Genomic DNA, 26,512 nt, shown 5'->3' with positions numbered 1-26,512 from the left:
GCGCTCAGCCTCCCTTCGGCGGGACGATCTGCAGGTAGATGCCCGTCAGCACCATGTTCACGAAGAACAGCAGCATGAAGGTGATGACGACGGACTGGTTGACGGCGTCGCCGACGCCCTTGGGGCCGCCCCGGGGGTTGAGGCCCCGGTAGGCGGCGACGATCCCGGCGATGAACCCGAAGATGAGGGCCTTCAGTTCGCTGATGTAGAGGTCGGGGAGCTGGGCGAGGGCGGAGAAGCTGGAGAGGTACGCGCCGGGGGTGCCGCCCTGGAGGATGATGTTGAAGAAGTAGCCGCCGAGGGTGCCGACGACGGAGACCATGCCGTTGAGGAGGACGGCCACCGCCATGGTGGCCAGGACCCGGGGCACGACCAGTCGCTGGACCGGCGAGACGCCCATGACCTCCATCGCGTCCAGCTCTTCGCGGATCTTGCGGGAGCCGAGGTCGGCGCAGATGGCGGAGCCGCCCGCACCGGCGATGAGGAGGGCCACGATGAGGGGGCTGGCCTGCTGGATGACGGCGAGGACGCTGGCGCCGCCGGTGAACGACTGGGCACCCAGCTGCTGGGTGAGCGAGCCGACCTGAAGGGCGATCACCGCGCCGAACGGGATGGAGACGAGGGCGGCCGGCAGGATGGTGACGCTGGCGACGAACCAGAACTGCTCGATGAACTCGCGGAACTGGAAGGGGCGCCGGAAGACGGCCCGGCTCACTTCCAGGGCGAGGGCGAAGAGACGGCCGGTCTGCCGCAGCGCACCGGTGATCACGAGCCGCTCCCCTGGGCCGGGAGCGTGAGCGTGGGGGCCCTGTCGGCCTGGGCGTAGGTGTCGCGGATGGCGGCCTGGGCGGCGGGCGGCAGCCGGTCGAGCATCCCGAGGACGCGTTCCCTGCGGCGGGCGACGGCCGCGCGCGGGGGCAGTCCGGGGGACGGCTCCAGCTGCGGGACGATGCCGGGAGGGGCGCTCGGGCCGACGGGATTGACCGCCTCGGCGGCGAGCAGGGCGGCGTCCTTCTCCTCGGACATGCCGATGGGACCTTCGCGGCGGCCGGCGAGGAACTGGGTGACGACCGGCTCGTCGCTGGTGAGGAGGACCTCGCGGGGGCCGAAGGTGACCAGGTTGCGCCGGAAGAACATCCCCATGTTGTCGGGGACGGTGGCGGCGATGTCGAGGTTGTGGGTCACGATCAGCATCGTCGCGTCGATGCGCGCGTTGAGGTCGATCAGGAGCTGGGACAGATAGGCGGTGCGGACGGGGTCGAGACCGGAGTCCGGTTCGTCGCACAGCACGATCTGCGGGTCGAGCACGAGCGCGCGGGCCAGTCCGGCGCGCTTGCGCATACCGCCGCTGATCTCGCCCGGCAGTTTGCCCTCCGCGCCGAGCAGTCCGACGAGGTCGATCCGCTCCATGACGATGCGCCGGATCTCGGACTCCCGCTTGCGGGTGTGCTCGCGCAGCGGGAAGGCGATGTTGTCGAAGAGGGTCATGGAGCCGAAGAGGGCTCCGTCCTGGAACATGAGCCCGAAGAGCTTGCGGGTCTCGTATATGTCCCGTTCTGGGCTGCTGACCATGTCGACCCCATTGATGAGGACACGGCCCTGTTGGGGTTTCAGCAGTCCGATGAGCGATTTCAGGAAGACGGTCTTGCCCGTTCCGGAAGGGCCGAGCATGACGCTCACCTCTCCGGCCGGCAATGTCAGCGTCACGTCCTGCCAGATGTTCTGCTTGCCAAAGGACATGGTCAGACCCTCAACGACTACTTCGATTCCCATCCCACCTCCAGCAAGCGTGCGTGGTGCGTGCGCCGCGGGCGCACGGTAAGTCGGAGCGGATCACCCGGACAATAGGGCTGGCGCAGAAACCTTGATCCGCTTCCGTTTTTGTCACCGGGGAGACAAGGTCGGGAGCGACTTTTGTCTCCGGGGAGACAGGGCGGTGTTCGTCGCCCGGAAGGCCGGGTGGACGGTCCCCGCCTGCGGTGACCCGCCCCCGCGAGGGGGGGCCGGTGCCGGGTGCGGTCCGCCGCAGGAGCGGTCCGCGGATCCGCGCCGACCTGCGACGGGGCGTCGGCAACGCGAACGCTACGACCCGGTAACCTCTTCCGGCAATACCGGATTCCGAGTTTTAGCGAAACAGGGCCTCAGGGCGGGTCGTTTATCAGCCGGAGGACAATTTCCGGCCGCTCCTTGTCACCGGAGAGAGCGGTTTCTGCCCGGAATGCGCGACTCCATGGGCAAGGGGCGGCGACTCACCTCTCGAACCTTGCATGATCGATCATAATTGTCGACATTGCGCACCGGGGAACCAAGAGCATTCCCGTCACCGCTCACCCACTTGACAGGCAAAGCCGCGTCTTCAAAGAATCATGGACCACAGCATTGTTCAGCTAAGTTTCCCGCAAGTAACGTCTGGTTTCGCGGCCGACGAAATCGAGCCGTCCCGGCCGCTCGTCCGCCATCGCGGCCACCCTCTGCCGGTCAATCCCCAAGGAGAGTCCCAGAGCCATGAAGAAGCCCATCAGAAACCTCGCCGTCGTCGCCGGTGGCGCCTCCGCCGCCTTCGCCCTCGCGATCTCGCCCGCCTCGGCCGTGCCCTCGACGGTCTGGACCGTCAGCCCGTCCCCGGCCAGCATCACCGCGGTCAACAGCGGGAACATCGTGCTCAGCGTCAACGGCGTGGCCATGACGTGTACGAAGTCGAACGGTTCGGGCACGGGGGCCAGCGCCACCGGCAACCCCGCGACGATCGGCAGCATCAGCGCCATCGCCTTCGGTGCCACCGGTGCTCCCTGCACCAGCGTGCTGGGCAACGTGACGACCGTCCCGGTCACCCCCTGGTCGATCGTGGCGCAGGACTACACCGCCGCGACCGGCGTGACCAAGGGCTACATCGGCAACGTGGACGCCACGGTGACCGTCGGCGCCTGTGTCTTCCGCGTCACGGGCAAGGCCTCCACCACGTACACCAACTCGACCGGCGCGCTCGCCGTGAACAGCACCGCGGGCGAGCTGACCGTCGTCTCCTCGGCCGGCTGCGGCGTGGCCGTCCCGGTCGGCGCCAAGCCGACCTTCAAGGGCACGTACCTCTTCAAGTCGGGCAGCTCCATCCCGACGATCGTCGGCTCCAACCCGTAAGGAACCAGCACCCGCGTCCGCCCGGCCGGAGCCACCGGCCGGGCGGACGCGGGCCGTTCGCGCAGCCGACCACCCGCCCGCCCCGAGGAGGCTCCCGCGTCATGAAGAAGCCGGTCGCACCACTCGCCCTCTCCGCCTGGGCGGCCACGGCCGCACTGCTCCTCACGGCGGCCCCGGCCTCGGCGGCGCCCTCGACGGTCTGGACGGTCACCCCCTCGCCGGTCGCCGTCTCGGCGACGAACGTCGGCAACGTCGGCATGAACCTCAACGGGCTCCCCATGAACTGCCCGAAGTCCACCGCCTCGATGCTCCTGGCGAGCACCACGGGCAACCCGGCGGTCCTCGGCAACGTCAGCGCCCTCACCTTCGGCGCTCCCGGGGCGCCGTGCAGCAGCCAGGTACCCCTCGTCGTGACACCGACCGGGCCCTGGAAGTTCGTGGCCCGGGACCACGACGCCACGACCGGCGTCACCAGCGGGTACGTCGACGACATCGACATCGGGCTGAACGTCGCCTACCTCGTCCTGCGCGTCCGGGGCAGGTCGTCCGCCACCTTCTCCAACGCGACGGGCAGGCTGACCCTCAGCAGCGTCACCGGCGAACTCCCCGTCACCCAGACCAACGACGCCGGTGCCGTACCGGTCGGCAGCAGTCTGTTCCTCAAGGCCACCTACCAGACCAGGGTGTCCGGCAGCAGCCTTCTGCCGAAGATCGTCGGCACCAACCCGTAGAGGCATCACCACCCGCGTTCGCGGGCTGTCCGCACCCCCGCCGGCCCCACTTCTCCCCCGCCGGCGCACGAACCACCCGAGCGGAGCACCGGATGAAAGGCCCACGGCCCACCCCTCGACCCTCCCGGGTCCGCGCGCGCGGCGCGACGATCGCCGCCTTCGTGGCGCTCGCCCCGCTGCTTCCGGCGGCGGCCGTCGCCGTCGGGACGCTGAAGGTCGACACCGCGCTGCCCTACGTCTGCGCCCTGCCCTCCGGCGCGCGGACCGCGGCGGTGCGGATCACGGCGGCCTTCCCCGAACGGGCGGTCGTCGGCGAGGAGATCCGGCCCACCGACGTCACCACGACGGTGGAGCTCCCCCCGGAGGCCGTGGCCGACCTGACCGCGCTCAAGGCCGCCACCGTACGGGCGGAGACCCGGCTCATGGTCGGCGTGACCCAGAACGACCAGCGGGCGGAAGCCACCTGGAGCGGTACGGCCGAGCCCGTCGCCGTCCCCGCGGAAGGGCCCCTGGTCCTCACCACCACCGGCGACGTGCCGTCCCTGACGACGAGCGAGACCGGTGATCTGAGGCTCACCGCCGGGGGGTTCGCGGTCGACCTCGCCCCGGGCACGGCCGACGCCTCCGCCACCACGCCCGCCTCCCTCTCCGTCAGCTGCGTTCCCGACCCGGACGCGCAGGGCCGTACGACACTGGCCACGGTCCCGGTGGGCTCCGTCGCCCCGGTCGAACCGAGCACCCCTCCCACCTCGCCGGGCGTCCCCTCGCCGTCCGCTTCCGCCTCCGGCCTTCCCCTCCCGTCGCGCCCGGACGGCCCGGCGGGAGTCCCGGACCGGAAGGGCGAGGCGTCGAAGGAACCGGGGACCGGGAAGCAGACGGCCGAGGGCCTGACGACGGCGGACGAGGACGCCCCCGGCACTCCGGCGCCCCGCCCGGCCGCGCCGCCCTGTCTCACCAAGGACCCGGACCCGATGGCCCTGTCGGCGTACGTCACCGGCTACTCGAACGTACGGAAGCTGAAGGGCGCCTCGCTCCTCCCCCTGACCTGCATGATGGTCGTCCAGGGCACCCCGGAGTTCCCCGAGGAGCCGGGCCCGCCGGACGAGTTCCGGTTCATCACCCGGTCCACCGGCGACCTCTCCTACCAGGGGCGCAAGCAGACCCCGCCCTTCACCTCCACCCTTCTGGCCTTCGGCTTCCAGCCGGTCACGGCGACCATGACCCTGGAGCAGACGGGGCCCGTCTCGATCTACACCCTGGTCCGCGCCTTCATGACCGGGGACAACTACCAGGAGACCACCGTCCGGCTCCCCCTGGTCCTGCGCGTCCTCGACGTCAAGGTCAACGGCGTCAAGCTGGACGTCGGCCCCTCCTGCCGCACGGAGAAGTCCCTCGCCTCGGTCGACCCCAAGCCCGACAAGTACCCCGGCGACCACCTGGTGCTGGAGGGCAGGGGAAAGATCCCCCTGGGCGAACCGGCCGTGGGCTACGTCCTCACCAGCGGCGGCCCCCTCGTCGGCGAGGTGAGCATTCCCGCCTTCAAGGACTGCGGCGCCGACGGCGAGAACCTCGACCGGCTCCTCACCGCCTCCATCTCGGGCCCCGGCAACTACATCAAGCAGATACAGGGGCAGACCTGCAACGTCGGTCTGGAGGAACCCACCATGGAGTACTGCACCGACGACCTCCAGCCCCGCATCGTGCCCAGGCCCGAACGCTGATCCGTCCCGCTCAGCCCCTCTCCCCCTCTCCACAGGAAGGCTTCGCCATGCCCTTCGTCTCCACCCGCACGAAGCTGGCCACCGTCTCCGCGCTGACCGCCCTGGGCGCCTTCGCCTCCATCGGCACGGCGACGGCGGCCAACCCGCAGCTGAACGGCAGCTGGGCGCCCTTCGACCGCTGCCCGGTCGACGCCCCGGCGATGCTCGCCTCCGACGGTCTCGACACCTCGCCGCAGTGCGTCGTCTCGTACTCCCTCAGCGGGTCCATCAAGATGGGCAACACGACGGTGGCCACCGGGAAGACCAACCTCCAGATCGGCGTCGTCCAGAACGCCGACGGCACCAGCTCGGTCTCCGCGCCCGCCTCCGGCGCGCTCATCACCGACCCCGCCACCGTCCCCGGCGGACTCCTCGGCCTGATGTGTCCGAGCGACATCCCGTTCATCACCGACATCTGCCGGCAGCTGTCGGACGCCAAGCTCAACAAGATCACCGCCACCATGGAGTCGGTCGGCTCGCCCTCGAACTTCGACCAGATCGCGGGCGTCCTCACCGACCAGCCGATCGTGACCATCCCGGTCCGCATCCGCCTGCAGAACCCGTTCCTCGGCGACAACTGCTACATCGGGACCAAGGCCAACCCGATCCTGCTGCGTCCGCGGAACCTCACCTCGCCGGACTTCGGCGTGGAGCGCTTCAACGGCGACGGCTCCGCCAACGAGGAGGGTGACATGAGCCGTCTGAACCTGCTCGGCGCCACCCAGTACGACAGCACCTTCGCCGTCCCCGGCGCCAGCGGTTGCGGCCTCGGATGGTTCGGCATCATCGACGCGGCGGTCAACCTCAAGACCGGTCTGCCCTCCGCCTCCGGCAAGAACAAGCTCGTGCTCAACAACACCCAGACCTACCTCGGCGGCCTCTTCGCCCCCGGTGTCTCCGCCCCCGACGCCGGCAAGGTGATGTCCCAGAACTGGCACTCCGCCGTCAAGTAACGGCCACTGAGGGTCGATAACCGGCCTACTCAGCGCCACGAAGGTCTAGGCAACGTCAACTCTTGCGCAAGTTGTGTACAGCACACAGCAGTTGTCCTAGCTTCAGCAGTCCCCGTCGGTACGCACCTGACCGTGCACCGCGGCGCCCGTCCCCCACCGGGGCGGGCGCCGCTGTCCATCCCCCACCGGTCACGCAGGAAGCAAGGGATCGGTCATGCCCGCCACCGCACCGCCACCGCACATCGGTGAACCGCTCGATCCGCTCCCCCGGGAGTTCGCCAACCTGATGAGGCCGGAGATCCCGGGACTCATCAAGGAGATCGGCGTGGAGGTCCAGCGGACCTACCCCGTGTACGCCCACCTCTTCAACGGGCCCCACTCGGACGCCATCCGGCAGGGCGTGGAGCAGGCCCTGGCGGCCTTCGTGGAACGGGTCGCCGACCCCGGCGCCAACTCGGCCCTCCGGGACGAACTGCTCCGCAAGTTCGGCCGGGTCGAGGCGTACGAGGGCCGTGACCTGGAGACCCTCCAGGGGGCCTACCGGCTCGGCGCCCGGATCGCACTGCGCCGGGCGAAGAGCATCGGACGCACGTACAACCTCTCCCCCACCCTGATCCTCGCCTTCGCGGACGCCCTCTTCGCGTACGTCGACGAGCTGGAGTCCCTCTCCCGCGAGGGGTACGTGATGGTCCAGGCGCGGGCGGTGTCCGACGTGGCCGCGCTGCGAAGACAACTGCTCTACCTGGTCGTCGCGGGGCCGCCGCTGCCCCGGGCCACCATCGCCGAACTGTGCCGGGAGGCCTCCTGGCAACTGCCCGAGGAATGCACCATGGTCGCCCTGCGGCCCCCGGTCGCCGAACTCGTGCAGGCAGGGCTCGACCGGGACGTCCTCGCCGACCTCACCCTCCCGCAGCCGCACCTGCTGATCCCCGGTCCGCTCACCCCCGAACGCCTGGAGATGCTCGACACCGCACTGGCCGGAACCCCGGCCTGCATCGGTCCGACCGTCCCTCCCGCGCAGGCCGCCCACTCCATCCGCTGGGCCCGGCGGGTCCTCCAGCTCGTCGACGACGGCATCGTGCCGGACGCCCCCCTCGTGCACTGCGAGGACCACCTGACAACGTTGTGGCTCCTGTCGGACCCGGCACTGGTGGCGCATCTCACCCGGCGCGAACTGGCGCCGCTCGACGGCCTGTCGGGCTCCCGGCGCGACCGGCTGATCGAGACCCTGCGGGTCCACATCTCCACCCGGGCCCCCGCCGAACAGGTCGGCGAGATGCTCGGCGTACACGCCCAGACCGTCCGCTACCGGCTGCGGAACCTGGACGGCCACTTCGGCGACCGGCTCGTCGACCCCGACCACCGGTTCGCCCTGGAGGCGGCCCTGCGCTCGCTCCACCTCCAGGCGGGGAAGCACACCGACTGAACCGTGCGGCGGCGGGCCCGGCCGGAGCCGGGTCCCGCCTCCGCCGTCAGACCGTCCGCGCCCGCAGCACGCAGCGGGCCGGGCCCTCCACCTGGAGGGTGATCGCGGAGCCGACCGGCACCTCGGTGTCGATGGCCTCGAAGTCGTACCGCTGGAGGATCATCGCCAGCGCCACCCCGGACTCCAGCATCGAGAAGTGCTGCCCGATGCAGGCGCGCGGACCGCCGCCGAAGGGGAACCACGCGTACCGGGGGCGGGCCGCCTCCGCCTCGGGCAGGAAGCGGTCCGGGTCGAAGCGCTCCGGGTCCTCCCAGTAGTCCGGGTGCCGGTGGGTCACCCACGGGGCCACGATGACGTCCGCGCCGGCCGGGATGGTGACGCCGTCGACCCGGGTCTCGGCGACGGCGCGGCGCCCGATGACCGGGGCCGCCGGGAAGAGCCGCATCGCCTCCTTGAGGACACGGGTGACATAGGGCAGGGCATCGAGGTCGGCGGCGCCGGGCTCCCGGCCGCCGAGCACCCGGTCGACCTCCTCGTGGGCCCGTTTCCGCGCCTCCGGGTGGAGGGCGAGCAGGTGCAGGGCGAAGCCGAGCGAGGTCGCGGTGGTCTCATGGCCCGCGAGGAGGAAGACGAGGACCTGCTCGCGCAGTTCGTCCGCGTCGAAGCTGCCGTCCTCGGCGCTCTCCGTCGCGACGAGGAGCGTGAGGAGGTCGTCGCCCTCGGCGGGGTTCCGCCCGGAGTCGCGGCGCCCGGCGATGATCCGGTCGCACACCTCGTACAGCGCCCGGTGGACGGTGGCCGCACGACGGTTGGCCGGAGTGGGCCAGCTCCGGGGGACGTTGAGCGGGGAGTAGCCCCGGCGGAGCACATAGGCGCCCAGTTCGGGGAAGCTGCTCTCGACGATCTCGACGGCCTCGTCGACGTCCGTGCCGAAGAGGATGCGGGCGACGGAGCGCAGCGCGAGACGGGTCATCTCCTGGAGGACGTCGACGGATTCGGCGCCGCTGTCCCGCCATTCCCCGACGAGGGTGGTGACCTCGGTGGCGACGGCCGAGGCGTAGCCGTCGACCCGGCGGCGGGTGAAGAGGGGCTGGACGAGCCGCCGCTGCCGCAGGTAGTGCTCGTCCTGGCTGGTGAGCAGACCGTTGCCGAAGGACTCGCGGATCTCCTGGTAGAAGTTGTTGTCCTTGCGGAAGTTGGCCGATTCACCGGCCAGGACCTGCTGGGCGCCTTCGGCGGAGAAGACCCCGTAGACGGTGGAACGGATGCCGGGCGGCCCGGCGGTGATCCGTACGACGTCGCCGTACTCGCGCCGGGCGCGCAGGAAGGTGCCGAGCGAGTCGCTCTTGAGGTCGGACAGGGAGCCGAGCAGCGGATGTCCCGCGACTTCGGGTGCTTCGGTGCCGGTGGTGACGGCCATGGAGGTTTCCCCTCGATCGTCGATGTGCGCAGCGATTGTCCCTCAGGGAGCTGCTCGTGGGGAGAGTCGTCCGAACGCCGGTCCGGTTCCGGCCGGTTGCCGGGGAGCAGTGGTTGTCAGTGGCGTCTGGGAGGCTCGTGTCATGGAGCGACCCGTGCCGCCCGAGCGGCCAGAGATGACCCTTCAGCTCACGATCGACTGTGTCGACCCCCAACGCCTCGTGCCCTTCTGGCTGGAGGCCCTGCGGTACGTGCCGGAGCCGCCGCCCGCCGGGCACGGGACCTGGCGGGCGTACTGGGAGGCGATCGGCGTCCCGGCGGAGGAGCTTCCGGAGGGCTCGGGCGAACTGCCGGAGTCCCTCGTGGACCCGAAGGGCGTGGGTCCGCGCGTCTGGTTCCAGGCGGTCCCGGAGCCGAAGACCGTGAAGAACCGGGTCCATCTGGACCTCAAGGTCGGCGGTGGCCGGGAGGTACCGCTGGCGCTGCGCCGGGAGCGGGTGGACGGCGAGGCGGCCCGGCTGACGGCCCTCGGCGCCCGGGTGCTGTACGCGATGGACGAGCCGAACGGGATGGACTACTACGCGGTGGTCCTCCAGGACCCGGAGGGCAACGAGTTCTGCCTGGTGTGACCGGCCGGGAGCCGGACGGCGGCGGCCCGCGCGGCCGTCCGCCCCGGGGGGCTGCCGGACGGCCCGGCGACCGGACGGCCCGGCGGGCCGCGCGCGGGGCGCGAGCCGCCGGGGGCCGAGCGGTCTACTTGGCGAGGGCGCGGCTGATCACCATGCGCTGGATCTCGCTGGTGCCCTCGAAGATGGTGTAGATGGCCGCGTCGCGGTGCATCCGCTCCACCGGGTACTCACGGGTGTAGCCGTTGCCGCCGAGGATCTGGATGGCCTGGGCGGTGACCGTCTTGGCGACCTCGCTGGCGTACAGCTTGGACATCGAGCCCTCGGCGTGGGTGAAGGGCTTGCCCGCCGTCGCCATCCAGGAGGCGCGCCAGACGAGGAGGCGGGCGGCGTCGATCTGGGTGGCCATGTCGGCGAGCTGGAAGGCGACGCCCTGGTTCTCGATGATGGGGCGGCCGAACTGGACGCGGGTCCTCGCGTAGTCGAGGGCCACCTCGTAGGCGGCGCGGGCGGTGCCGACGGCCATCGCGCCGACCGCCGGGCGGGAGGCCTCGAAGGTGGCCATGGCGGCGTTCTTGACGCGCTCCCCGCCCGTCTTCGCCTTCTCGCGGGCGCGGGCGAGGCGCTCGTCGAGCTTCTCCTTGCCGCCGAGGAGGCAGCCGCCCGGGACGCGGACGTCCTCCAGGACGACCTCTGCGGTGTGGGAGGCGCGGATGCCGTGCTTCTGGAACTTCTGGCCCTGGGAGAGACCGGGGGTGTCCGGCGGGACGATGAAGGAGGCGTGCCCCTTGGAGCCGAGTGCGGGGTCGACGACGGCGACGACGACATGGACGTTGGCGATGCCGCCGTTGGTCGCCCAGGTCTTGGTGCCGTTGAGCACCCAGGTGTCCGTGGCCTCGTCGTACACGGCGCGGGTGCGCATGGCGGCGACGTCGGACCCGGCGTCGGGCTCGGAGGAGCAGAAGGCGGCGACCTTGACGTCGGAGGCGTCGCCGTACATCTGCGGGATCCAGGTGCCGATCTGCTCCTCGGTGCCGTTGGCGAGGACGCCGACGGCGGCGAGTCCGGTGCCGACGATGGAGAGGGCGATGCCCGCGTCGCCCCAGAACAGCTCCTCCATCGCCACGGGGATGCCGAGGCCGGTCGGGTCGAAGAACTGCTGGGCGTAGAAGTCGAGGGAGTAGATGCCGATCTTGGCCGCTTCCTGGATGATCGGCCAGGGAGTCTCCTCGCGCTCGTCCCATTCGGCGGCGGCCGGCCGTATGACATCGGCGGCGAAGCCGTGCAGCCAGTCGCGGACCTGCCTCTGGTCCTCGTTGAGTTCGAGCGTGAAGTCGCCCATACGTCCCTCCAAGGAGTACGTTACTTCCGGTAACAGCAGTCTGTTACCGGTGGGTAAGCGCTGTCAACCTGCGGCGGAGCGATTCGGCCCGACCGGCAGCGGAGAGCGGGCGGGTGTTACGTTGCGAAGCCTCAGGCAGACGCGGCGCGGGGAGACACGCTCATGGACATCGCACACCGGACCACCGACCGGCAGACGCCCGCCGACCAGCGGCGGCGCGAACTGCTGGAGGCGGCGGACCGGGTGGTGCTCAGGGACGGCCCCAAGGCCTCCATGAACGCGATCGCGGCCGAGGCGGGCATCACCAAGCCGATCCTCTACCGCCACTTCGGCGACAAGGGCGGCCTCTACCGCGCCCTCGCCATCCGGCACACCGACGCGCTCCTCGACGCGCTCAGGGCCGCGCTCGACGCTCCCTCCGACCGGCGCCGCCGGGTCGAGGCCACCCTCGACACCTATCTCGCCTCGATCGAGGCGATGCCCCAGGTCTACCGCTTCCTCATGCACCCGGCGGAGGAGTCCCACCAGCCCGAGCAGGGCTTCGACGTCGGCCGCCACTCCGCCCCGCTGCTGCGCCGCATGGGCGAGGAGCTCGGCCGGGTCGTCGCCGAACGCATCGACCTCGGGCCCGGCGCCGAGGTCCAGGCCCGGATCTGGGGCCACGGGATCGTCGGGATGATGCACGCCGCCGGGGACTGGTGGCTCGGCGAGCGCCCCTGCTCCCGTGAGGATCTCGTCCGGAGCATGGCGGACCTCCTCTGGGGACGGCTCGCCCAGGCCCCGGACCTGCCCGACGGTCCGGGCTTCTGACCGGCCCACGCACACGATCCGGCTCCCGCTCGCGATCCTGCCCTCAGTCGCGATCCTGCTCCCGGTCACGACCCTGCTCGTGATCCGGCTCTCACACGTGCGATCCGGTGTGATCCGGCTCTCGTTCCTGACCGGCCCGCGCCTTCCGGCGCCCCGGGGGCCGGCACCCGCAGGTCCCAGGAGCCCCCACCCTGCCCGGCGCCTCCCCGGCCCTCAGACCTCGACCCGCAATCCGCAGGCCTCAGACCTCAGTCCTCCAGCACCGAGGACTTCGCGCCCCACGGCTGCTTGCGGATCGCCCGCAGCAGCCGTGACTTGCGCCACCCCGTGACGTGGTCCGCGTAGACCCCGCCGTCCAGGTGGTCGGTCTCGTGCTGGAGGCAGCGGGCGAAGAAACCCGTCCCCTCGATCCGTATCGGCGAGCCGTCCGTCCGTACGCCCTCGACCACCGCGCGGTCGTACCGGGGCGTCGGCGCCTCCAGGCCCGGCAGCGAAAGACAGCCCTCCGGGCCCCGGAACACATCGCCGTCGGCGGCCACCAGACGGGGGTTCACCACATGGCCCAGATGGCGGGTCTCCTCGTCGTCGGGGCAGTCGTACACGAAGACCCGCAGGCCCACACCGACCTGGTTCGCCGCCAGGCCCACACCGTGCGCCGCGTACATCGTGGCGAACATGTCCTCGACGAGCCGGGCCAGTTCGGGGCCGAAGTCGGTGACGGGTTCGCAGGGGGCGTGCAGCACGGGATCGCCGAGGAGGGTCATCGCTCGGACGTGGCCGGAACTGCCGGGGATGGGCCGGTTTCGCATGGCCGTAAGGGTACGGTCCGCCATGACCTCGGCGTTTCGCGCGCCCGCTCGGCGGTGCCGCTGTTCGGGCTGCTGACCGGATCTCGATAGGCTGAGCACGGACCGACGCAAGGAGGAACAAGAACGATGTCAGGACACCCCGGGAATCCAGAGCCGCTGTCGCCGCGCGCCAAGCTGGCCGTGACGGCGGGCAAGGCCGCGGCCGCGGTGTCGCGGGCGGCGGGGCGCGGCAGCGGATCGGTGATCGGCGGTCGGGTCGCGCTGAAGCTCGACCCCGACCTCCTCGGTCGGCTCGCCCAGCACCTGGACGTCGTCCTGGTGTCCGCGACCAACGGCAAGACCACGACGACCCGGCTGATCGCGGAGGCCCTGCGCGCAGCGGGACCCGTCGTCTCCAACGCCCTCGGCGCCAACATGCCCGCGGGCATCACCTCCGCGCTGGCCGGCGGCTCGGACTCCAGGTACGGCGTGATCGAGGTCGACGAGAAGTACCTCGCCGGGGTCGCCCGTGACACCACGCCCAAGGTGATCGCGCTGCTGAACCTCTCCCGCGACCAGCTCGACCGCGCGGCCGAGACCCGGATGCTCGCCGAGAAGTGGCGCGAGGGCCTCAACGGCACCAAGGCCGTGGTCGTCGCCAACGCCGACGACCCGCTCATCGTGTGGGCCGCCTCCTCCTCCGCCAACGTGGTGTGGGTCGCGGCGGGCCAGGAGTGGAAGGACGACGCCTGGTCCTGCCCCGCCTGCGGCGGTGTGATGCAGCGCCCCGGCGACGACTGGTTCTGCGGCGAGTGCGGCTTCCGCCGTCCCGCGCCGAGCTGGGCGCTCAACGGCGACCACGTCCTCGACCCGCACGGTTCGGCCTGGCCGATCCGGCTCCAGCTGCCCGGCCGCGCCAACAAGGCGAACGCCGCCACCTCGGCCGCCGTCGCCGCCGTCTTCGGGGTGCCGCCGCAGGTGGCCCTGGAGCGGATGTACCAGGTGCAGGCCGTCGCCGGACGCTACGACGTGGTCTCCTTCCAGGGCCGTGAGCTGCGGCTGCTGCTCGCGAAGAACCCGGCGGGCTGGCTGGAGACGTTCTCCCTGATCGACGGACCGCCCGCGCCGGTGATCCTCTCGGTCAACGCGCGCGGCGCCGACGGCACGGACACCTCCTGGCTGTGGGACGTCGACTACGGCCGTCTCGCCGGACACCCGATCATGGTGATCGGCGACCGCAGGCTCGACCTCGCGGTCCGCCTGGAGGTCGCCGGGGTGGACTTCCGCGTCTGCGAGACGCTGGACGAGGCCGTCTCCATGGCCCCGCCCGGACAGATCGAGCTGATCGCCAACTACACCGCGTTCCAGGACGTCCGCCGCCGCGTCGGCAACTGACCCGCAAAGGACTTTGCAGCATGAGTGAGAGCAGCCTGCGGCTGGTCTGGGTCTACCCGGACCTGCTCAGCACCTACGGCGACCAGGGCAATGTGCTCGTGGTCGAGCGCCGCGCCCAGCAGCGGCGTCTCAACGTCGAGCGCGTCGACGTCCGCAGCGACCAGCCGGTCCCGACCTCCGGCGACATCTACCTGGTCGGCGGCGGCGAGGACCGTCCGCAGCGGCTCGCGGCCGAGCGGCTGCGGCGGGACGGCGGTCTCAGCCGGGCCGCGTCCAACGGCGCCATCATCTTCTCGGTCTGCGCCGGGTACCAGATCCTGGGCCACGAGTTCATCAACGACCTCGGCGAGCGCGAGGCCGGTCTCGGCCTCATCGACGTGATCTCGACCCGTGGCGAGGGCCAGCGGTGCGTCGGCGACGTCCTCGCGGACATCGACCCGCGCCTGGGCCTCCCGCAGCTCACGGGCTTCGAGAACCACCAGGGCATCACGCACCTCGGCCCGTCGGCCCGGCCGTTCGCCCGGACCGTCTTCGGCAACGGCAACGGCACCGGCGACGGCACCGAGGGCGCGTACAACGAGACCGTCTTCGGTACGTACATGCACGGCCCGGTCATGGCCCGCAACCCGCAGATCGCGGACCTGCTCCTGAAGCTGGCCCTCGACGTGAACGCGCTGCCGCCGACCGACGACCGCTGGTACGAGGCGCTGCGCGCCGAGCGCATCGCGGCGGCCACCCAGCCCGCCTGACACGACCGCGCGGGGCACCCGTACACGCGTACGTTGTCCACTGTGCGGACATCCTGTTCGGCCCCGCCATCCTGCACCGATAGGGTGGCGGGGATCCAGCCGGACGACGGGGTCCGGGAGTCGGCCCACGTTGCAAAGGTTTTCGGGCTATGCGCATTGGCGTGCTCACCTCCGGCGGAGACTGCCCCGGTCTGAACGCTGTCATCCGTTCCGTCGTGCACCGCGCCGTCGTCGACCACGGCGACGAGGTGATCGGTTTCCACGACGGGTGGCGGGGACTCCTCGAGTGCGACTACCGCAAGCTCGACCTCGACGCCGTCGGCGGCATCCTCGCGCGGGGCGGCACCATCCTCGGCTCCTCGCGCGTCCAGCCCGCGCATCTGGTGGACGGCGTCGAGCGCGCCAAGGGGCACGTGGCCGACCTCGGCCTCGACGCCATCATCCCGATCGGCGGCGAGGGCACCCTCAAGGCGGCGAACCTGCTGTCCGAGGCGGGGCTGCCGATCGTCGGCGTCCCGAAGACCATCGACAACGACATCGCCTCCACCGACGTCACCTTCGGTTTCGACACCGCCGTGACCGTCGCCACCGAGGCCCTCGACCGGCTGAAGACCACCGCCGAGTCCCACCAGCGCGTCCTGGTCGTCGAGGTCATGGGCCGTCACACCGGCTGGATAGCGCTGCACTCCGGCATGGCGGCGGGCGCGCACGCGGTCGTCGTGCCCGAGCGGCCCTTCGACATGGACGAGCTGGCCGCCCGGGTCGGCGAGCGCTTCGAGGCGGGCAAGCGGTTCGCGATCGTGGTCGTCGCCGAGGGCGCCAAGCCCCGCGAGGGCTCGATGGTGTTCCACTCCGGCGGCAAGGACGAGTACGGCCACGAGCGGTTCACCGGCGTCGCCAACCAGCTCTCGGTGGAACTGGAGCGCAGGCTCGGCAAGGAGGCCCGACCGGTCATCCTCGGTCACGTCCAGCGCGGCGGCACCCCCACCGCGTACGACCGTGTCCTCGCGACCCGCTTCGGCTGGCACGCGGTCGAGGCGGCGCACCGGGGCGAGTTCGGGATGATGACGGCGCTGCGCGGCACCGACATCGAGATGGTGCCGCTGGGCAAGGCCGTGGAGACCCTCAAGACGGTCCCCTCGGACCGCTACGCCGAGGCCGAGTGCGTGCTCTGATCCGTTCCGGCGCCTGACATCCGCCCCCGGTCGCGTCCGCGACCGGGGGCGGTTCTAGTCTGGTGCGGACAACAAGCGCGAATCGGGCTCCAGGAGTACACACGATGGATCACAGCGGGCACGGCATGACCACGGATCTGCCGCCGTTCACGCTGGGGCGGGCCCTGGAGTTCTCCCCCGACCTCTTCTTCCTGATCGGCTGCCTCACGGCGCTCGGTCTGTACGGGTGGGGCGTGACGCGGCTGCGGCGGCGCGGGGACGCGTGGCCGGTGAGCCGGACGGTGTTCTTCACGGTCGGCGTGCTGTCCGTGGCCCTGGTGATGTGCACCAAGCTCAACGACTACGGCATGGTCATGTTTAGCGTGCACATGGTGCAGCACATGGTGATCTCCATGCTGTCGCCGATCCTGCTGCTCCTGGGGGCGCCGGTGACGCTGGCGCTGCGGGCGCTGCCGGTGGCCGGGCGCGGTTCGACCGGCCCGCGCGAGCTGCTCCTGAAGCTGCTGCACAGCCGGTACCTGCGGGTCATCACCCACCCGGTGTTCACGATCTTCCTGTTCATCGCGAGCCTCTACGGTCTGTACTTCACCCCGCTCTTCGACACCCTGATGGCCTCGAAGCCGGGGCACATCGGGATGATGGTGCACTTCCTCATGGTGGGCCTGGTGTTCTTCTGGCCGATCATGGGTGTGGACCCGGGGCCGCACCGGCCGGGGTACGTGATGCGGATGCTGGAGCTGTTCGCGGGTATGCCGTTCCACGCGTTCTTCGGCATCGCGATGATGATGGCGACGGAGCCGCTGGTGGAGGCTTACAAGAACCCGCCCGCCTCGCTGGGGATCGACGCGCTCGCCGACCAGAACGCGGCGGGCGGCATCGCCTGGGCGTTCAGCGAGATCCCGTCGGTCCTGGTGCTGATCGCGCTGGTCTACCAGTGGTACCACTCCGAGCAGCGGCAGGCGGTCCGCATGGACCGGGCGGCCGACCGGAACGGGGACAAGGAGCTGGAGGCGTACAACGCGTATCTGGCCTCGCTCCAGGCGCGCGGGCGGTGACGCGCCCGCTCGTGTGACGCTTCGCCTCCGGGCCCGCGCGGAGACCCTCACGGGGTCCCGTCCGGGCCCGGAGTCATTGCCGGGGGCGGGTCGGGGGCAGGTCAGGGGTGAGCCCGGAGGCTTCGTCCGGGACGGGCCCGGTCGCTTCGTCCGGGACGGGGCGAGGTTTTGTCGCGGCGGGGCGGAGGCGCTGTCGGGGCAGGTCAGGGGCGGGTGCGGGCGCGTTCAGGGGCGGGTTCGGCGCACGACGGAGCGTCCGGGGAGTAGCGCGCGCCCCCCTCGCGGGGTCACGATGGGCTGGACGGCTTCCGCGACCCCGGTCGGGAGAAGGGCGGACCGATGTCCGGTCCCACGAAGACGATGGCGGCGCTGACCTGCGCCGCGCTGGTGCTCACGACGGCGTACACGGTGGCGCTCGGCAGCAGCGGCTGGCTCTGGCTCGGCTGGGTGGTGCTCGCGGTGGCCACGATCGGGATGGCCGCGGCGGACAGCCAGAACCCGTCCGCCCCGCGCCCGCGCCCCCCTACGGGCCGGGGCCCCGGCACCGTACGGCCCTGATTCCTTCCCCGCGGGCCCGGCGCCCGCCCGCTGGACCGTGGGGCCCCGCGCGGTTACAACGGGTGGACGGACGACGAACGGGGATCTCGCGTGTTCTACCAGCTGATGAAGCACGTCCTGCTCGGGCCCCTGCTGAAACTGCTCTTCCGGCCCCGGACCGAGGGCCTGGAGAACGTCCCCGAGGAGGGCGCGGCGATCGTCGCGGGAAATCACCTCTCCTTCTCGGACCACTTCCTGATGCCGGTGGTGCTCGACCGGCGGATCACGTTCCTGGCCAAACAGGAGTACTTCACCGGACCGGGACTCAGGGGGCGGCTGACGGCGGCGTTCTTCCGGGCGGCCGGACAGATCCCGGTGGACCGGTCGGGGAAGGAGGCGGGGAAGGCGGCGATCCGCGAGGGGCTCGGGGTGCTGGCCCGGGGCGAACTGCTGGGGATCTACCCGGAGGGGACGCGCTCGCACGACGGACGGCTCTACAAGGGCAAGGTGGGGGTGGCGGTGATGGCGCTGACGGCGGGGGTGCCGGTGGTGCCCTGCGCGATGGTGGGGACCTTCGAGATCCAGCCGCCGGGGAAGGTCGTGCCGAGGATCCGGCGGGTCACGATCCGGTTCGGGAAGCCGCTGGACTTCTCGCGGTTCGCGGGGGCGACGGACCAGCGGGCGGTGGTCCGCGCGGTGACCGACGAGATCATGTACGAGATCCTGCGGCTGTCCGGACAGGAGTACGTGGACGAGTACGCGGCGGTGGTGAAGGCCGTGGAGCGGGACGACGGGTCCCCGGCGGAGGAGTCCCCCCGGCCGGAACGCTGAGATCCGGTCCGCGCGCGGCACGGTCGCCCGGCCGGGGCGGGCCGGGGACGAGAGGAGGGGCGGCCGTCGGACGGCCGCCCCTCCTCTCACCGGGTCACGGCCGCGGGGTGGCGTGCGGGGCGCAGGTCTGGTCCCTGGCGTCCAGCTCGCCGGTCAGCAGATAGGCCTCGACCTTGGTGTTGAGGCAGGGGTTGACCAGGTTGGTGATGCCGTGCGAGCCGGCGTCCCGCTCCGTGATCAGACGCGAGTTCTTGAACCGCTTGTGCAGCTCGACGGCGCCCGCGTACGGGGTGGCGGCGTCGCGCTCGGACTGCGCGATGAGCACCGGCGGCAGGCCCTTGCCGGTCTTCACCTCGGTCGGGCGCTGGCGCGGGGCCGACCAGGTGGCGCAGGGGAGGTTCATCCAGGCGTTGGACCAGGTCAGGAAGGGGTACTTCTGGTGGAGGCGGGTGTTGTCCCGGTTCCACTTCTTCCAGCTGGTCGGCCAGGGGGCGTCGGCGCACTCGACGGCGGTGTAGACGGCGTTGCCGTTCTCCGAGGCGGCGTTGCCCGCCGTGTCGGAGAGGTCGGCGGCGGCGGCGTCGATCAGCGGCTGCGGGTCACCGGCGGCGTAGGCGCTCCACGCCTCGGCCACGGGGGCCCACATGGAGTCGTAGTAGGGGGCGTTCTGGAAGAAGCCGATGAGCTCGGCGGGGCCGACCTTGCCGCCCAGCGGGTTCTTCTTGGCGGTGGCGCGCAGGGTGGTCCACTGCTGCTTGACCTCCGCCAGGGTGTCGCCGAGGTGGTAGGCCGCGTCGTTCTTGGCGACCCAGGTCATCCAGTCCTTGAGGCGGCCCTCGAAGGCGACGTCCTGGTCGAGGTTGACCTCGTACCAGATCTTGTCCTTCGACGGGTCGACGACGCTGTCGAGGACCATCCGGCGGACGTGGTCCGGGAAGAGGGTGCCGTAGACCGCGCCGAGGTAGGTGCCGTAGGAGACGCCGACGTAGTTGAGCTTGCGCTCGCCGAGGGCGGCGCGGACGACGTCGAGGTCGCGGGCGGTGTTGGGCGTGTTCATGAAGGGCAGCATGTCGCCGCTCTTCTCGGCGCAGCCCTTGGCGTACGCGGCGGCGAGCTTGCGCTGCGCGGCCTTGTCGGCCTCCGTGTCGGGGACCGGGTCGGCCTTGGGGCCCTTGACGAAGTCGGTCGGGTCGACACAGGAGATGGGGGCCGACTTGCCGACGCCTCGCGGGTCGAAGCCCACGAAGTCGTAGGCCTTGGCGGCGCTCGCCCAGATGGCGTTGTTGGTGGTGACCCGGCGCGGGAAGCGCAGGCCGGAGCCGCCGGGGCCGCCCGGGTTGTAGAGGAGCGCGCCCTGGCGCTCGGCCGGGGTGCCGGTGGACTTGACGCGGTCGACGGCGATCTTGATCTTCTTGCCGTCGGGCCTCGCGTAGTCGACGGGGACGGTGACCCAGCCGCACTGGATCGGCTTCTCCAGGCCCCAGTCGGCCGGGCAGTCCTTCCAGTCGATGCCCGTGCGGGCGGCGCGCGCCGCGGCGACGGCGACGCCGACCGACTCGGCGTCCCGCAGGTGCCGGTTGCTGTCGGCGTTCGCCGCCGGGGCTGCGAGCCCGCCCATGACGAGCGTGCCGGCTATCAGAGTGCCGGCCGAGCCGAGCACTGCCGTGCGTCTCACGTGTCCTCCCCCAGTGGGGCGCCGCCCCCGTGGCAGCGCCGCTTTTGGTTGTCGGGGGATCCTTTCGCCTGGGAGGCTCACGTTGAAAGGGCGTACACGTGTTTCTTTGCCGAACCAATAACCGGTGCCGCGTGTACCGCTGAGCGGTGACACTCCCCGGGGACGCCCGGGGAACGGTCAGAACGGGGCGAGTGCCGCCGAGGCCTCGTCGAGGAGGCGGCGCAGCACCAGCGCGTCCGGGGCGACCGCGGTGACGAGTGCGGCGGGCCCGGCGAGGGGGGTCACCACCGCGTACTCCCCCAGCAGCCGGGTCTCCACCGGCTTCTCCTCGAACACCGGGTCCACGACGAGGAGTTGACCGACAGACCGGTGCCCGCCCAGGACGGCGCCGCCGTCCCAGCCGTCGGGGGCGCCGGGGCCGAAGGCGAGTTCCTGGTCGAGCAGCGGCCGTCCCGCCCGGCGGACGGTGAGCCGGGTGGTGAGGGTGCCCGGCGGTTCGCCGTACCGCCCGAGGACCTGCTCCTCGCGCAGCACGAGCCGGGCCGTGGCCGCGAGTTCGACGACGGTCCGCATCCGCAGCTCCGAGCCCTGGACGGAGACCAGTTGTTCGGGCAGCCAGCGGAGCACCGCCCCCGCGCCGACGCGGAGCCGTACGTCGTACGTGGCGGGCCCGGTGTCCCGGCCCGGCAGGGCCAGGGTGGCGGCGGCCGAGTCGACGAGGAGCCGGGCCCCTTCCCGTACCTCGGCCTCGACGGCGAGCCGGTCACCGCCGAGCGGGGCGCTCATCGCCCCGACGACGGTGACCCGGGTGTACGGCCCCGGTGTCCTGGTGCGCCGCAGGGCGAGGGGGCCGTCGCTCACCAGGAGCGGCAGCCCGCCGTCGGCGTCGGCGGCGATCCGGGCGGTGGCGCGCAGGCTCACGCGGTCCATGCCCCGATCCGCTCCCGGACCCAGTCGACGACGGGGGCGACGCCGTTCTCGGTGCGCAGCGAGGTGAAGGCGACGGGCAGGTCGCCGCGCTGCTCCCCGGCGTCGTGGGCCATCCGGTCCAGGTCGGAGCCGACGTACGGGGCGAGGTCGGTCTTGTTGACGACGAGGAGGTCGGCGGTGGTGACGCCGGGGCCGCCCTTGCGCGGGATGTCGTCGCCGCCCGCGACGTCGATGACGAAGATCTGGGCGTCGACGAGGCCCTTGGAGAAGGTGGCGGTGAGGTTGTCGCCGCCGGATTCGACGAGGATGAGGTCGAGCGGCCCCACCGCGTCCTCCAGTTCCTCGACGGCTTCGAGGTTGGCGGAGATGTCGTCGCGGATGGCGGTGTGGGGGCAGGCGCCGGTCTCGACGGCGCGGATGCGCTCGGGCGGCAGGACGGCGTTGCGGAGCAGGAACTCGGCGTCCTCCCGGGTGTAGATGTCGTTGGTGACGACGGCGAGGGAGAGGGTGTCGCGCAGGGCCCGGCAGAGGGCGGCGACGGTGGCGGTCTTGCCGGAGCCGACGGGGCCGCCGAGTCCGATGCGCAGGGCGCGGCGGGTGCCGTCGGGGCGGTGGGCGTCGGCGGAGACGGCGCCGTGGTGGTGTCCGTGGTCGAGGTGCATGGGGCAGCTCCTTGGTGTGCGGGCGGGCCGTGGAGGGGTGGACGCAAGAGTGGGTCGGGGCCGGGACGGGACCCGGCCCCGGGGTCATGAAGCGGTCAGGAGACGGCCAGAAGTCGGCCAGAAGTCGGTCCTGAGGTGTCCGCGGGGCCGTCCGAGGCCGTCATGAGGCCGTCATGAGGCGAAGAGGCGCACCGGCCAGGCGGCGTGCTGTTCGGCGGTGAGGTCGAGCAGGGGCGCGGAGGCCGCGGGCAGGGCGTCGACGCCCTGCCGGGCGGCCGCCACGGCCTGTGCGGCGACCTCGTCCATCTCGGGGGCGAGGCGGGCGAGGACGGCGGTGGCCTGGTAGGGGTCGAGGCCGAGGAGGCGGACGACGGCGGTGGCCGGTCCGCCGACGGTCTCGTACACGACGCAGTGGGCGGCGTCCTCGGGGCCGAGCCCGGCGGCGCGGGCGGCGGTGCCGAGGACGACGGGCTGATGGGCGCCGCGCGGGAACAGCGCGGCCAGCGCGTCGAGTTCGGGGCTGGGCCAGGCGGCGCGGGCGGCCCGCATCATCTGACGGCCGAGCCTGCGCGCGGCGGCGCGCAGGGCGGGCGAGGGAGTGCGGGCGTCGGCCGCCGTGTCGAGTTCGGCCGGGTCGAGTCCGTGCGCGGCCCCGGCGGCCAGCGCGGCGGAGGTGAGGCCGGTGGTGCGCAGTCGGCCGCGGCAGAAGGACTCCAGTCCCGTGGCGTCCCGGACGCGGTCGGCGCGGACGGCGGCCTCGGCGCCGCCGGAGTGGGCGTGCCCGCCGGCGGGAAACCGTCCGTCGGCGAGCACGAGCAGTGCGGAGCGTGTCATGGAGGGGGCGCCGTCAGAAGAGGAAGTAACGCTGGGCCATGGGCAGTTCGGCGGCGGGTGCGGGTTCGACCACTTCGCCGTCGATGCTCACCGAGAAGGTGTCGGCGTCGACCTCGACCCGGGGCACGGCGTCGTTCTCGACCATGTCCGCCTTGGTGACCCGTCGGGTGGAGCCGATGGCGGCGAACTCCTTGTGCAGTCCGAGCTTCTGCGGGAGGTCGTCCTCGATGGCCGCCTGGGCGACGAAGTTGATCGAGCCCGCGGCGGCCGCCCGGCCGAGCGCGCCGAACATGGGGCGCGGCAGCACCGGCTGCGGGGTGGGGATGGAGGCGTTGGCGTCGCCGAGCTGCGCGTACGCGATCTGTCCGCCCTTGATGACGACGAGCGGCTTCACACCGAAGAAGGCGGGTTCCCACAGGACCAGGTCGGCGAGCTTGCCGGGTTCGACCGAGCCGATGACGTGGCCCATGCCCTGGGCGACGGCCGGGTTGATCGTGTACTTGGCGACGTAGCGGCGGGCCCGGTGGTTGTCGGCGCGGCCGTCGCCGGGGAGGGCGCCGCGCCGCTTCTTCATGACGTGGGCGGTCTGCCAGGTGCGCATGATCACTTCGCCGATGCGGCCCATGGCCTGGGAGTCGGAGGAGATGATCGAGATCGCGCCCAGGTCGTGCAGGACGTCCTCGGCGGCGATGGTGGAGGGCCGGATGCGGGACTCCGCGAAGGCGAGGTCCTCGGGGACGGCCGGGTTGAGGTGGTGGCAGACCATCAGCATGTCGAGGTGTTCCTCGATGGTGTTGACGGTGTGCGGCCGGGTCGGATTGGTGGAGCTCGGCAGGACGTTCGGCTCCGAGACCACGGTGATGATGTCGGGGGCGTGGCCGCCGCCCGCGCCCTCGGTGTGGTAGGCGTGGATGGTGCGCCCGGCGACGGCGGCGAGGGTGTCGCCGACGAAGCCCGCCTCGTTCAGGGTGTCGGTGTGGATGGCGAGCTGGGCGCCCGTCTCCTCGCAGACGCCGAGGCAGGCGTCGATGACGGCGGGGGTGGCGCCCCAGTCCTCGTGGATCTTGAACCCGAGCGCTCCGCCGCGCAGTTGGGAGTGCATGGCCTCCCGGGACATGGTGTTGCCCTTGCCGAGCAGACCGATGTTGACGGGGAAGGTGTCCAGGGCCTCGAACATCCGGGCCATGTGCCAGGGGCCGGGGGTGATGGTGGTGGCCTTGGTGCCCTCGGCGGGGCCGGTACCGCCGCCGACGAGCGTGGTGACGCCGGTGGCGAGGGCCTGCTCGACCACGGTCGGGGAGATGAAGTGGACATGGGTGTCGACGGCGCCCGCGGTGACGATGCGGCCGTTGCCGACGATGACCTCGGTCTCGGGGCCGATCACCAGGCCGGGGTGGACGCCGTCCATGGTGTCGGGGTTGCCGGCCTTGCCGAGGGCGACGATCCGGCCGTCCCTGATGCCGATGTCGGCCTTGACGATCCCCCAGTGGTCGATGACCACGGCCCCGGTGATGACGGTGTCGGGGGCCCCCTCGGCGCGGGTGGTGCGGGCCTGGCCCATCGACTCTCGGATGACCTTGCCGCCGCCGAAGACGGCTTCGTCCCCGGCCCGGCCGGGGCCTCCGCTGCGGTCCTCCTCGATCTCCACGAAGAGGTCGGTGTCGGCGAGCCGGAGGCGGTCGCCGGTGGTGGGGCCGAACAGGTCGGCGTAGACGGCGCGGTGCAGATCAGGCACGGGAGTCCTCTTCGTTCGCGTCCAGGGGACCCGCGGTCTCGCCGCGCAGACCGGGGACGATCCGGCGGCCGGTGAGGGGAACGAGTTCGACCTCGACGGGGATGCCGGGTTCGAAGCGGACGGCGGTTCCGGCGGCGATGTGCAGCCGCTGTCCGCGCGCGGCGGCACGGTCGAACTCGAGTCCGGGGTTGACCTCGGCGAAGTGGTAGTGGGAGCCGACCTGGACGGGCCGGTCGGCGGCGTTGAGCACGGTCAGACGCGTGACGGGGCGCCCCTCGTTGAGGGGGACGGGGCCGTCCGCGTACAGGATCTCTCCGGGGATCATCGGCGCGTCCGTTCAGACGATGGGGTCGTGGACGGTGACGAGCTTGGTGCCGTCCGGGAAGGTGGCCTCGACCTGGACGTCGTGGATCATCTCGGGGACGCCCTCCATGACCTCGTCGCGGGTGAGCACCTGGCGTCCGGAGGCCATCAGTTCGGCGACCGTGCGGCCGTCCCTGGCGCCTTCGAGGACATGAGCGGTGATCAGCGCGACGACCTCGGGGTGGTTGAGTCGCACACCGCGTGCCCTGCGCTTCTCGGCCACGTCGGCGGCCACATGGATGAGCAGGCGTTCCTGCTCGTGCGGGCTCAATTGCACACTTCCACCTCACAGTCGTCCGCCGGGACGGGACCCGGACAGCTGCGGACCCTACCGAGCTTCAACACCTTGTTGAATGCTGGAGCGCGGTACACCGGCAGACATTGCACGTTAGGGCGGAAGTTTTTCCGGCTGGTTAACTACGCCTTTGCGATCACATGATCATCGGACCGACGACGGTACATACGGAGCCGGACCCTCCCCTGACGGATCGACATCCGGCCGTGTCGTGTCGAGGGCCGGACGGCCGACACGTGTCGCAGAATCCCTCCCTCGTTCGGAGTAGTCGACGAGTCGATATTCAGACCGGTCAACTTGCGCCATCGATGTACTCATCTGGCGGAATCGAACGTTCCATCGCTGGTGCGGGGCTCGCCGGGGGTACCTCCGATGATCACGAAACCCTCCTGTCCACCCGAACGGATCAGTCGTGAGGAGCCTCACATATCGCCGTTTCCACTCGGATTTCACCCCTGGTGTGAGTCAAGATCCCTGTCGACGACAAGCCCCCGCCGCCGCGGCGGGGCGGTCCGGGCGGACGCCGAGTCCTGCCGCTGTCCCGGACGTCTGGTCGACAGGATTGGACCGGCAGGAGTGGAGGACCCGATTTTTACGGGGCGTACGCGCTGTTTCCCACAGCGGGGCCGCCCCTTGGGGTGAAGCCGCAACCGCGGCCGGGCATCTTCGCCTGCCCGAACCCGACAGGTCATCCTTCACAGGCGGCTGACGAAGGGTTGCGCATGACTGCGCAGATGCACGTCCCGTCCCTGCTGTCCCGGGTCGGAGCCGTCTCGGCTCTCACTCTCGCCGCCGTCGGCGGCACGCTGCTCGCACCGGGTGCGGCGCCGGAGGCCCAGGCAGCGACGAACTACGCGAACAAGGCACTGAGCGTCGCCGCGTCCAAGAAGGGAGCACCGTACCGGTACGGGAGCGCCGGACCCTCCAGGTTCGACTGCTCCGGTCTGACGCTCTACGCGTACCAGAAGGCGGGCAAGTCGCTGCCCCGCACCGCGCAGCAGCAGTACAACAGAACCACACGCGTCTCCGCCGCCTCACGGCAGAAGGGGGACCTGGTCTTCTTCCACTCCGGCGGAAGGGTCTACCACGTGGGCATCTACGCCGGGAGCGGCAAGATCTGGCACTCGCCCAAGACGGGGTCCTGGGTGAAGCTCGACAAGATCTGGTCGTCCAAGATCTACTACGGCCGCGTCCGCTGACCCGGCGGAACCGACGGCCGGTCCGTGAACTGACCCGGGGCCGGTCCGTGAACTGATCAGGCGGAACGGACGGCGCCGGTCCGTGCG

Annotated in this window: 26 protein-coding genes and 1 riboswitch; of the genes, 14 read left to right on the top strand and 12 right to left on the bottom strand. The window is 71.4% G+C overall.

What is annotated here, in order from left to right; genetic code table 11:
- Positions 1–4: 4 nt before the first annotated feature.
- Positions 5–769 carry an ABC transporter permease gene (locus ACIO92_RS25275; protein ID WP_351783713.1) on the bottom strand — a complete coding sequence of 255 codons (765 nt, stop codon included), beginning with the start codon at positions 767–769 and terminating at the stop codon, positions 5–7.
- Positions 766–1,773, bottom strand: coding sequence for an ABC transporter ATP-binding protein (locus ACIO92_RS25270; protein ID WP_401238784.1), 1,008 nt, complete (start codon positions 1,771–1,773; stop codon positions 766–768). The genes ACIO92_RS25275 and ACIO92_RS25270 overlap by 4 nt, the downstream gene beginning before the upstream one ends.
- 732 nt (positions 1,774–2,505) lie before the next feature.
- Here ACIO92_RS25270 and ACIO92_RS25265 point away from each other — a divergent pair.
- From ACIO92_RS25265 to ACIO92_RS25245, 5 genes are all read left to right on the top strand, one after another.
- Complete coding sequence (locus ACIO92_RS25265) at positions 2,506–3,135, top strand: hypothetical protein (protein ID WP_366442650.1); 630 nt, start codon at positions 2,506–2,508, stop codon at positions 3,133–3,135.
- 101 nt (positions 3,136–3,236) lie between these two features.
- On the top strand, positions 3,237–3,866 hold the full coding sequence (locus ACIO92_RS25260) for a hypothetical protein (RefSeq protein WP_402058891.1): 630 nt from the start codon (positions 3,237–3,239) through the stop codon (positions 3,864–3,866).
- Between the two features lie 92 nt (positions 3,867–3,958).
- Complete coding sequence (locus ACIO92_RS25255) at positions 3,959–5,587, top strand: DUF6801 domain-containing protein (RefSeq protein WP_402282958.1); 1,629 nt, start codon at positions 3,959–3,961, stop codon at positions 5,585–5,587.
- A gap of 47 nt (positions 5,588–5,634) precedes the next feature.
- Positions 5,635–6,579, top strand: a complete 945-nt coding sequence (locus ACIO92_RS25250; RefSeq protein ID WP_366442653.1) for a hypothetical protein — start codon at positions 5,635–5,637, stop codon at positions 6,577–6,579.
- 214 nt (positions 6,580–6,793) lie between these two features.
- Positions 6,794–8,005, top strand: coding sequence for a helix-turn-helix domain-containing protein (locus ACIO92_RS25245; RefSeq protein WP_366442654.1), 1,212 nt, complete (start codon positions 6,794–6,796; stop codon positions 8,003–8,005).
- Between the two features lie 46 nt (positions 8,006–8,051).
- Here the strand turns inward: ACIO92_RS25245 and ACIO92_RS25240 are convergent, their stop codons facing one another.
- Entirely contained in the window at positions 8,052–9,425 is a 1,374-nt protein-coding gene (locus ACIO92_RS25240; RefSeq protein WP_366442655.1) for a cytochrome P450, read from the bottom strand.
- 142 nt (positions 9,426–9,567) lie between these two features.
- Here ACIO92_RS25240 and ACIO92_RS25235 point away from each other — a divergent pair, with 142 nt between their 5' ends.
- Positions 9,568–10,053 carry a VOC family protein gene (locus tag ACIO92_RS25235; protein WP_401238773.1) on the top strand — a complete coding sequence of 162 codons (486 nt, stop codon included), beginning with the start codon at positions 9,568–9,570 and terminating at the stop codon, positions 10,051–10,053.
- 124 nt (positions 10,054–10,177) lie between these two features.
- On the opposite strand, the gene ACIO92_RS25230 is transcribed toward ACIO92_RS25235, so the two are convergent.
- A complete protein-coding gene (locus ACIO92_RS25230; RefSeq protein ID WP_366442657.1) occupies positions 10,178–11,392 on the bottom strand; it encodes an acyl-CoA dehydrogenase family protein in 1,215 nt (404 codons plus the stop codon).
- A gap of 162 nt (positions 11,393–11,554) precedes the next feature.
- On the opposite strand from ACIO92_RS25230, the gene ACIO92_RS25225 reads away from it, so the two are divergent.
- Positions 11,555–12,202 (top strand): TetR family transcriptional regulator, encoded by a 648-nt coding sequence (locus ACIO92_RS25225; protein WP_366442658.1) that lies wholly within the window; start codon positions 11,555–11,557, stop codon positions 12,200–12,202.
- A 248-nt stretch (positions 12,203–12,450) separates the two neighbouring features.
- On the opposite strand, the gene def is transcribed toward ACIO92_RS25225, so the two are convergent.
- Positions 12,451–13,011, bottom strand: a complete 561-nt coding sequence (def, locus tag ACIO92_RS25220) for a peptide deformylase (RefSeq protein WP_366442659.1) — start codon at positions 13,009–13,011, stop codon at positions 12,451–12,453.
- A gap of 126 nt (positions 13,012–13,137) precedes the next feature.
- Here def and ACIO92_RS25215 point away from each other — a divergent pair, with 126 nt between their 5' ends.
- From ACIO92_RS25215 to ACIO92_RS25190, 6 genes are all read left to right on the top strand, one after another.
- On the top strand, positions 13,138–14,385 hold the full coding sequence (locus ACIO92_RS25215) for a MurT ligase domain-containing protein (protein WP_366442660.1): 1,248 nt from the start codon (positions 13,138–13,140) through the stop codon (positions 14,383–14,385).
- A gap of 20 nt (positions 14,386–14,405) precedes the next feature.
- Positions 14,406–15,134, top strand: a complete 729-nt coding sequence (locus ACIO92_RS25210) for a glutamine amidotransferase (RefSeq protein WP_366442661.1) — start codon at positions 14,406–14,408, stop codon at positions 15,132–15,134.
- Between the two features lie 149 nt (positions 15,135–15,283).
- Positions 15,284–16,309, top strand: coding sequence for a 6-phosphofructokinase (locus ACIO92_RS25205; RefSeq protein WP_366442662.1), 1,026 nt, complete (start codon positions 15,284–15,286; stop codon positions 16,307–16,309).
- A 104-nt stretch (positions 16,310–16,413) separates the two neighbouring features.
- Positions 16,414–17,364, top strand: a complete 951-nt coding sequence (locus tag ACIO92_RS25200; protein ID WP_366442663.1) for a cytochrome c oxidase assembly protein — start codon at positions 16,414–16,416, stop codon at positions 17,362–17,364.
- 339 nt (positions 17,365–17,703) lie between these two features.
- Complete coding sequence (locus ACIO92_RS25195; protein ID WP_366442735.1) at positions 17,704–17,922, top strand: hypothetical protein; 219 nt, start codon at positions 17,704–17,706, stop codon at positions 17,920–17,922.
- Between the two features lie 90 nt (positions 17,923–18,012).
- A complete protein-coding gene (locus ACIO92_RS25190) occupies positions 18,013–18,732 on the top strand; it encodes a lysophospholipid acyltransferase family protein (RefSeq protein ID WP_402058886.1) in 720 nt (239 codons plus the stop codon).
- Positions 18,733–18,826: 94 nt separating this feature from the next.
- Here the strand turns inward: ACIO92_RS25190 and ACIO92_RS25185 are convergent, their stop codons facing one another.
- The 7 genes from ACIO92_RS25185 to ACIO92_RS25155 form a co-directional block, all read right to left on the bottom strand.
- Positions 18,827–20,407, bottom strand: a complete 1,581-nt coding sequence (locus ACIO92_RS25185; RefSeq protein ID WP_366442665.1) for an alpha/beta hydrolase — start codon at positions 20,405–20,407, stop codon at positions 18,827–18,829.
- 177 nt (positions 20,408–20,584) lie between these two features.
- A complete protein-coding gene (locus tag ACIO92_RS25180) occupies positions 20,585–21,328 on the bottom strand; it encodes an urease accessory protein UreD (protein ID WP_366442729.1) in 744 nt (247 codons plus the stop codon).
- The gene (gene ureG / locus ACIO92_RS25175) at positions 21,325–21,999 is read right to left on the bottom strand and encodes an urease accessory protein UreG (RefSeq protein WP_366442666.1); all 675 of its coding nucleotides are present in this window, start codon (positions 21,997–21,999) and stop codon (positions 21,325–21,327) included. Before ureG ends, ACIO92_RS25180 begins: the two co-directional genes overlap by 4 nt.
- A gap of 171 nt (positions 22,000–22,170) precedes the next feature.
- Positions 22,171–22,833, bottom strand: coding sequence for an urease accessory UreF family protein (locus tag ACIO92_RS25170; RefSeq protein ID WP_366442667.1), 663 nt, complete (start codon positions 22,831–22,833; stop codon positions 22,171–22,173).
- Positions 22,834–22,846: 13 nt separating this feature from the next.
- Entirely contained in the window at positions 22,847–24,568 is a 1,722-nt protein-coding gene (locus ACIO92_RS25165; protein ID WP_366442668.1) for an urease subunit alpha, read from the bottom strand.
- Entirely contained in the window at positions 24,561–24,893 is a 333-nt protein-coding gene (locus tag ACIO92_RS25160; protein ID WP_384859603.1) for an urease subunit beta, read from the bottom strand. The genes ACIO92_RS25165 and ACIO92_RS25160 overlap by 8 nt, the downstream gene beginning before the upstream one ends.
- A 12-nt stretch (positions 24,894–24,905) precedes the next feature.
- Entirely contained in the window at positions 24,906–25,208 is a 303-nt protein-coding gene (locus ACIO92_RS25155; RefSeq protein ID WP_366442670.1) for an urease subunit gamma, read from the bottom strand.
- A 529-nt stretch (positions 25,209–25,737) separates the two neighbouring features.
- A riboswitch (cyclic di-AMP (ydaO/yuaA leader) is annotated at positions 25,738–25,945 on the top strand.
- A gap of 3 nt (positions 25,946–25,948) precedes the next feature.
- On the opposite strand from ACIO92_RS25155, the gene ACIO92_RS25150 reads away from it, so the two are divergent.
- Positions 25,949–26,425, top strand: a complete 477-nt coding sequence (locus ACIO92_RS25150; RefSeq protein WP_351783670.1) for a C40 family peptidase — start codon at positions 25,949–25,951, stop codon at positions 26,423–26,425.
- Positions 26,426–26,512 lie beyond the last annotated feature (87 nt).

This window comes from Streptomyces sp. NPDC087215 (genome assembly GCF_044744885.1).
In the GTDB taxonomy this organism is placed as follows: Bacteria; Actinomycetota; Actinomycetes; order Streptomycetales; family Streptomycetaceae; genus Streptomyces.
The sequence above is the reverse complement of the archived record's forward strand: the minus strand, read 5'-3'. Positions and strand labels throughout refer to the sequence as shown.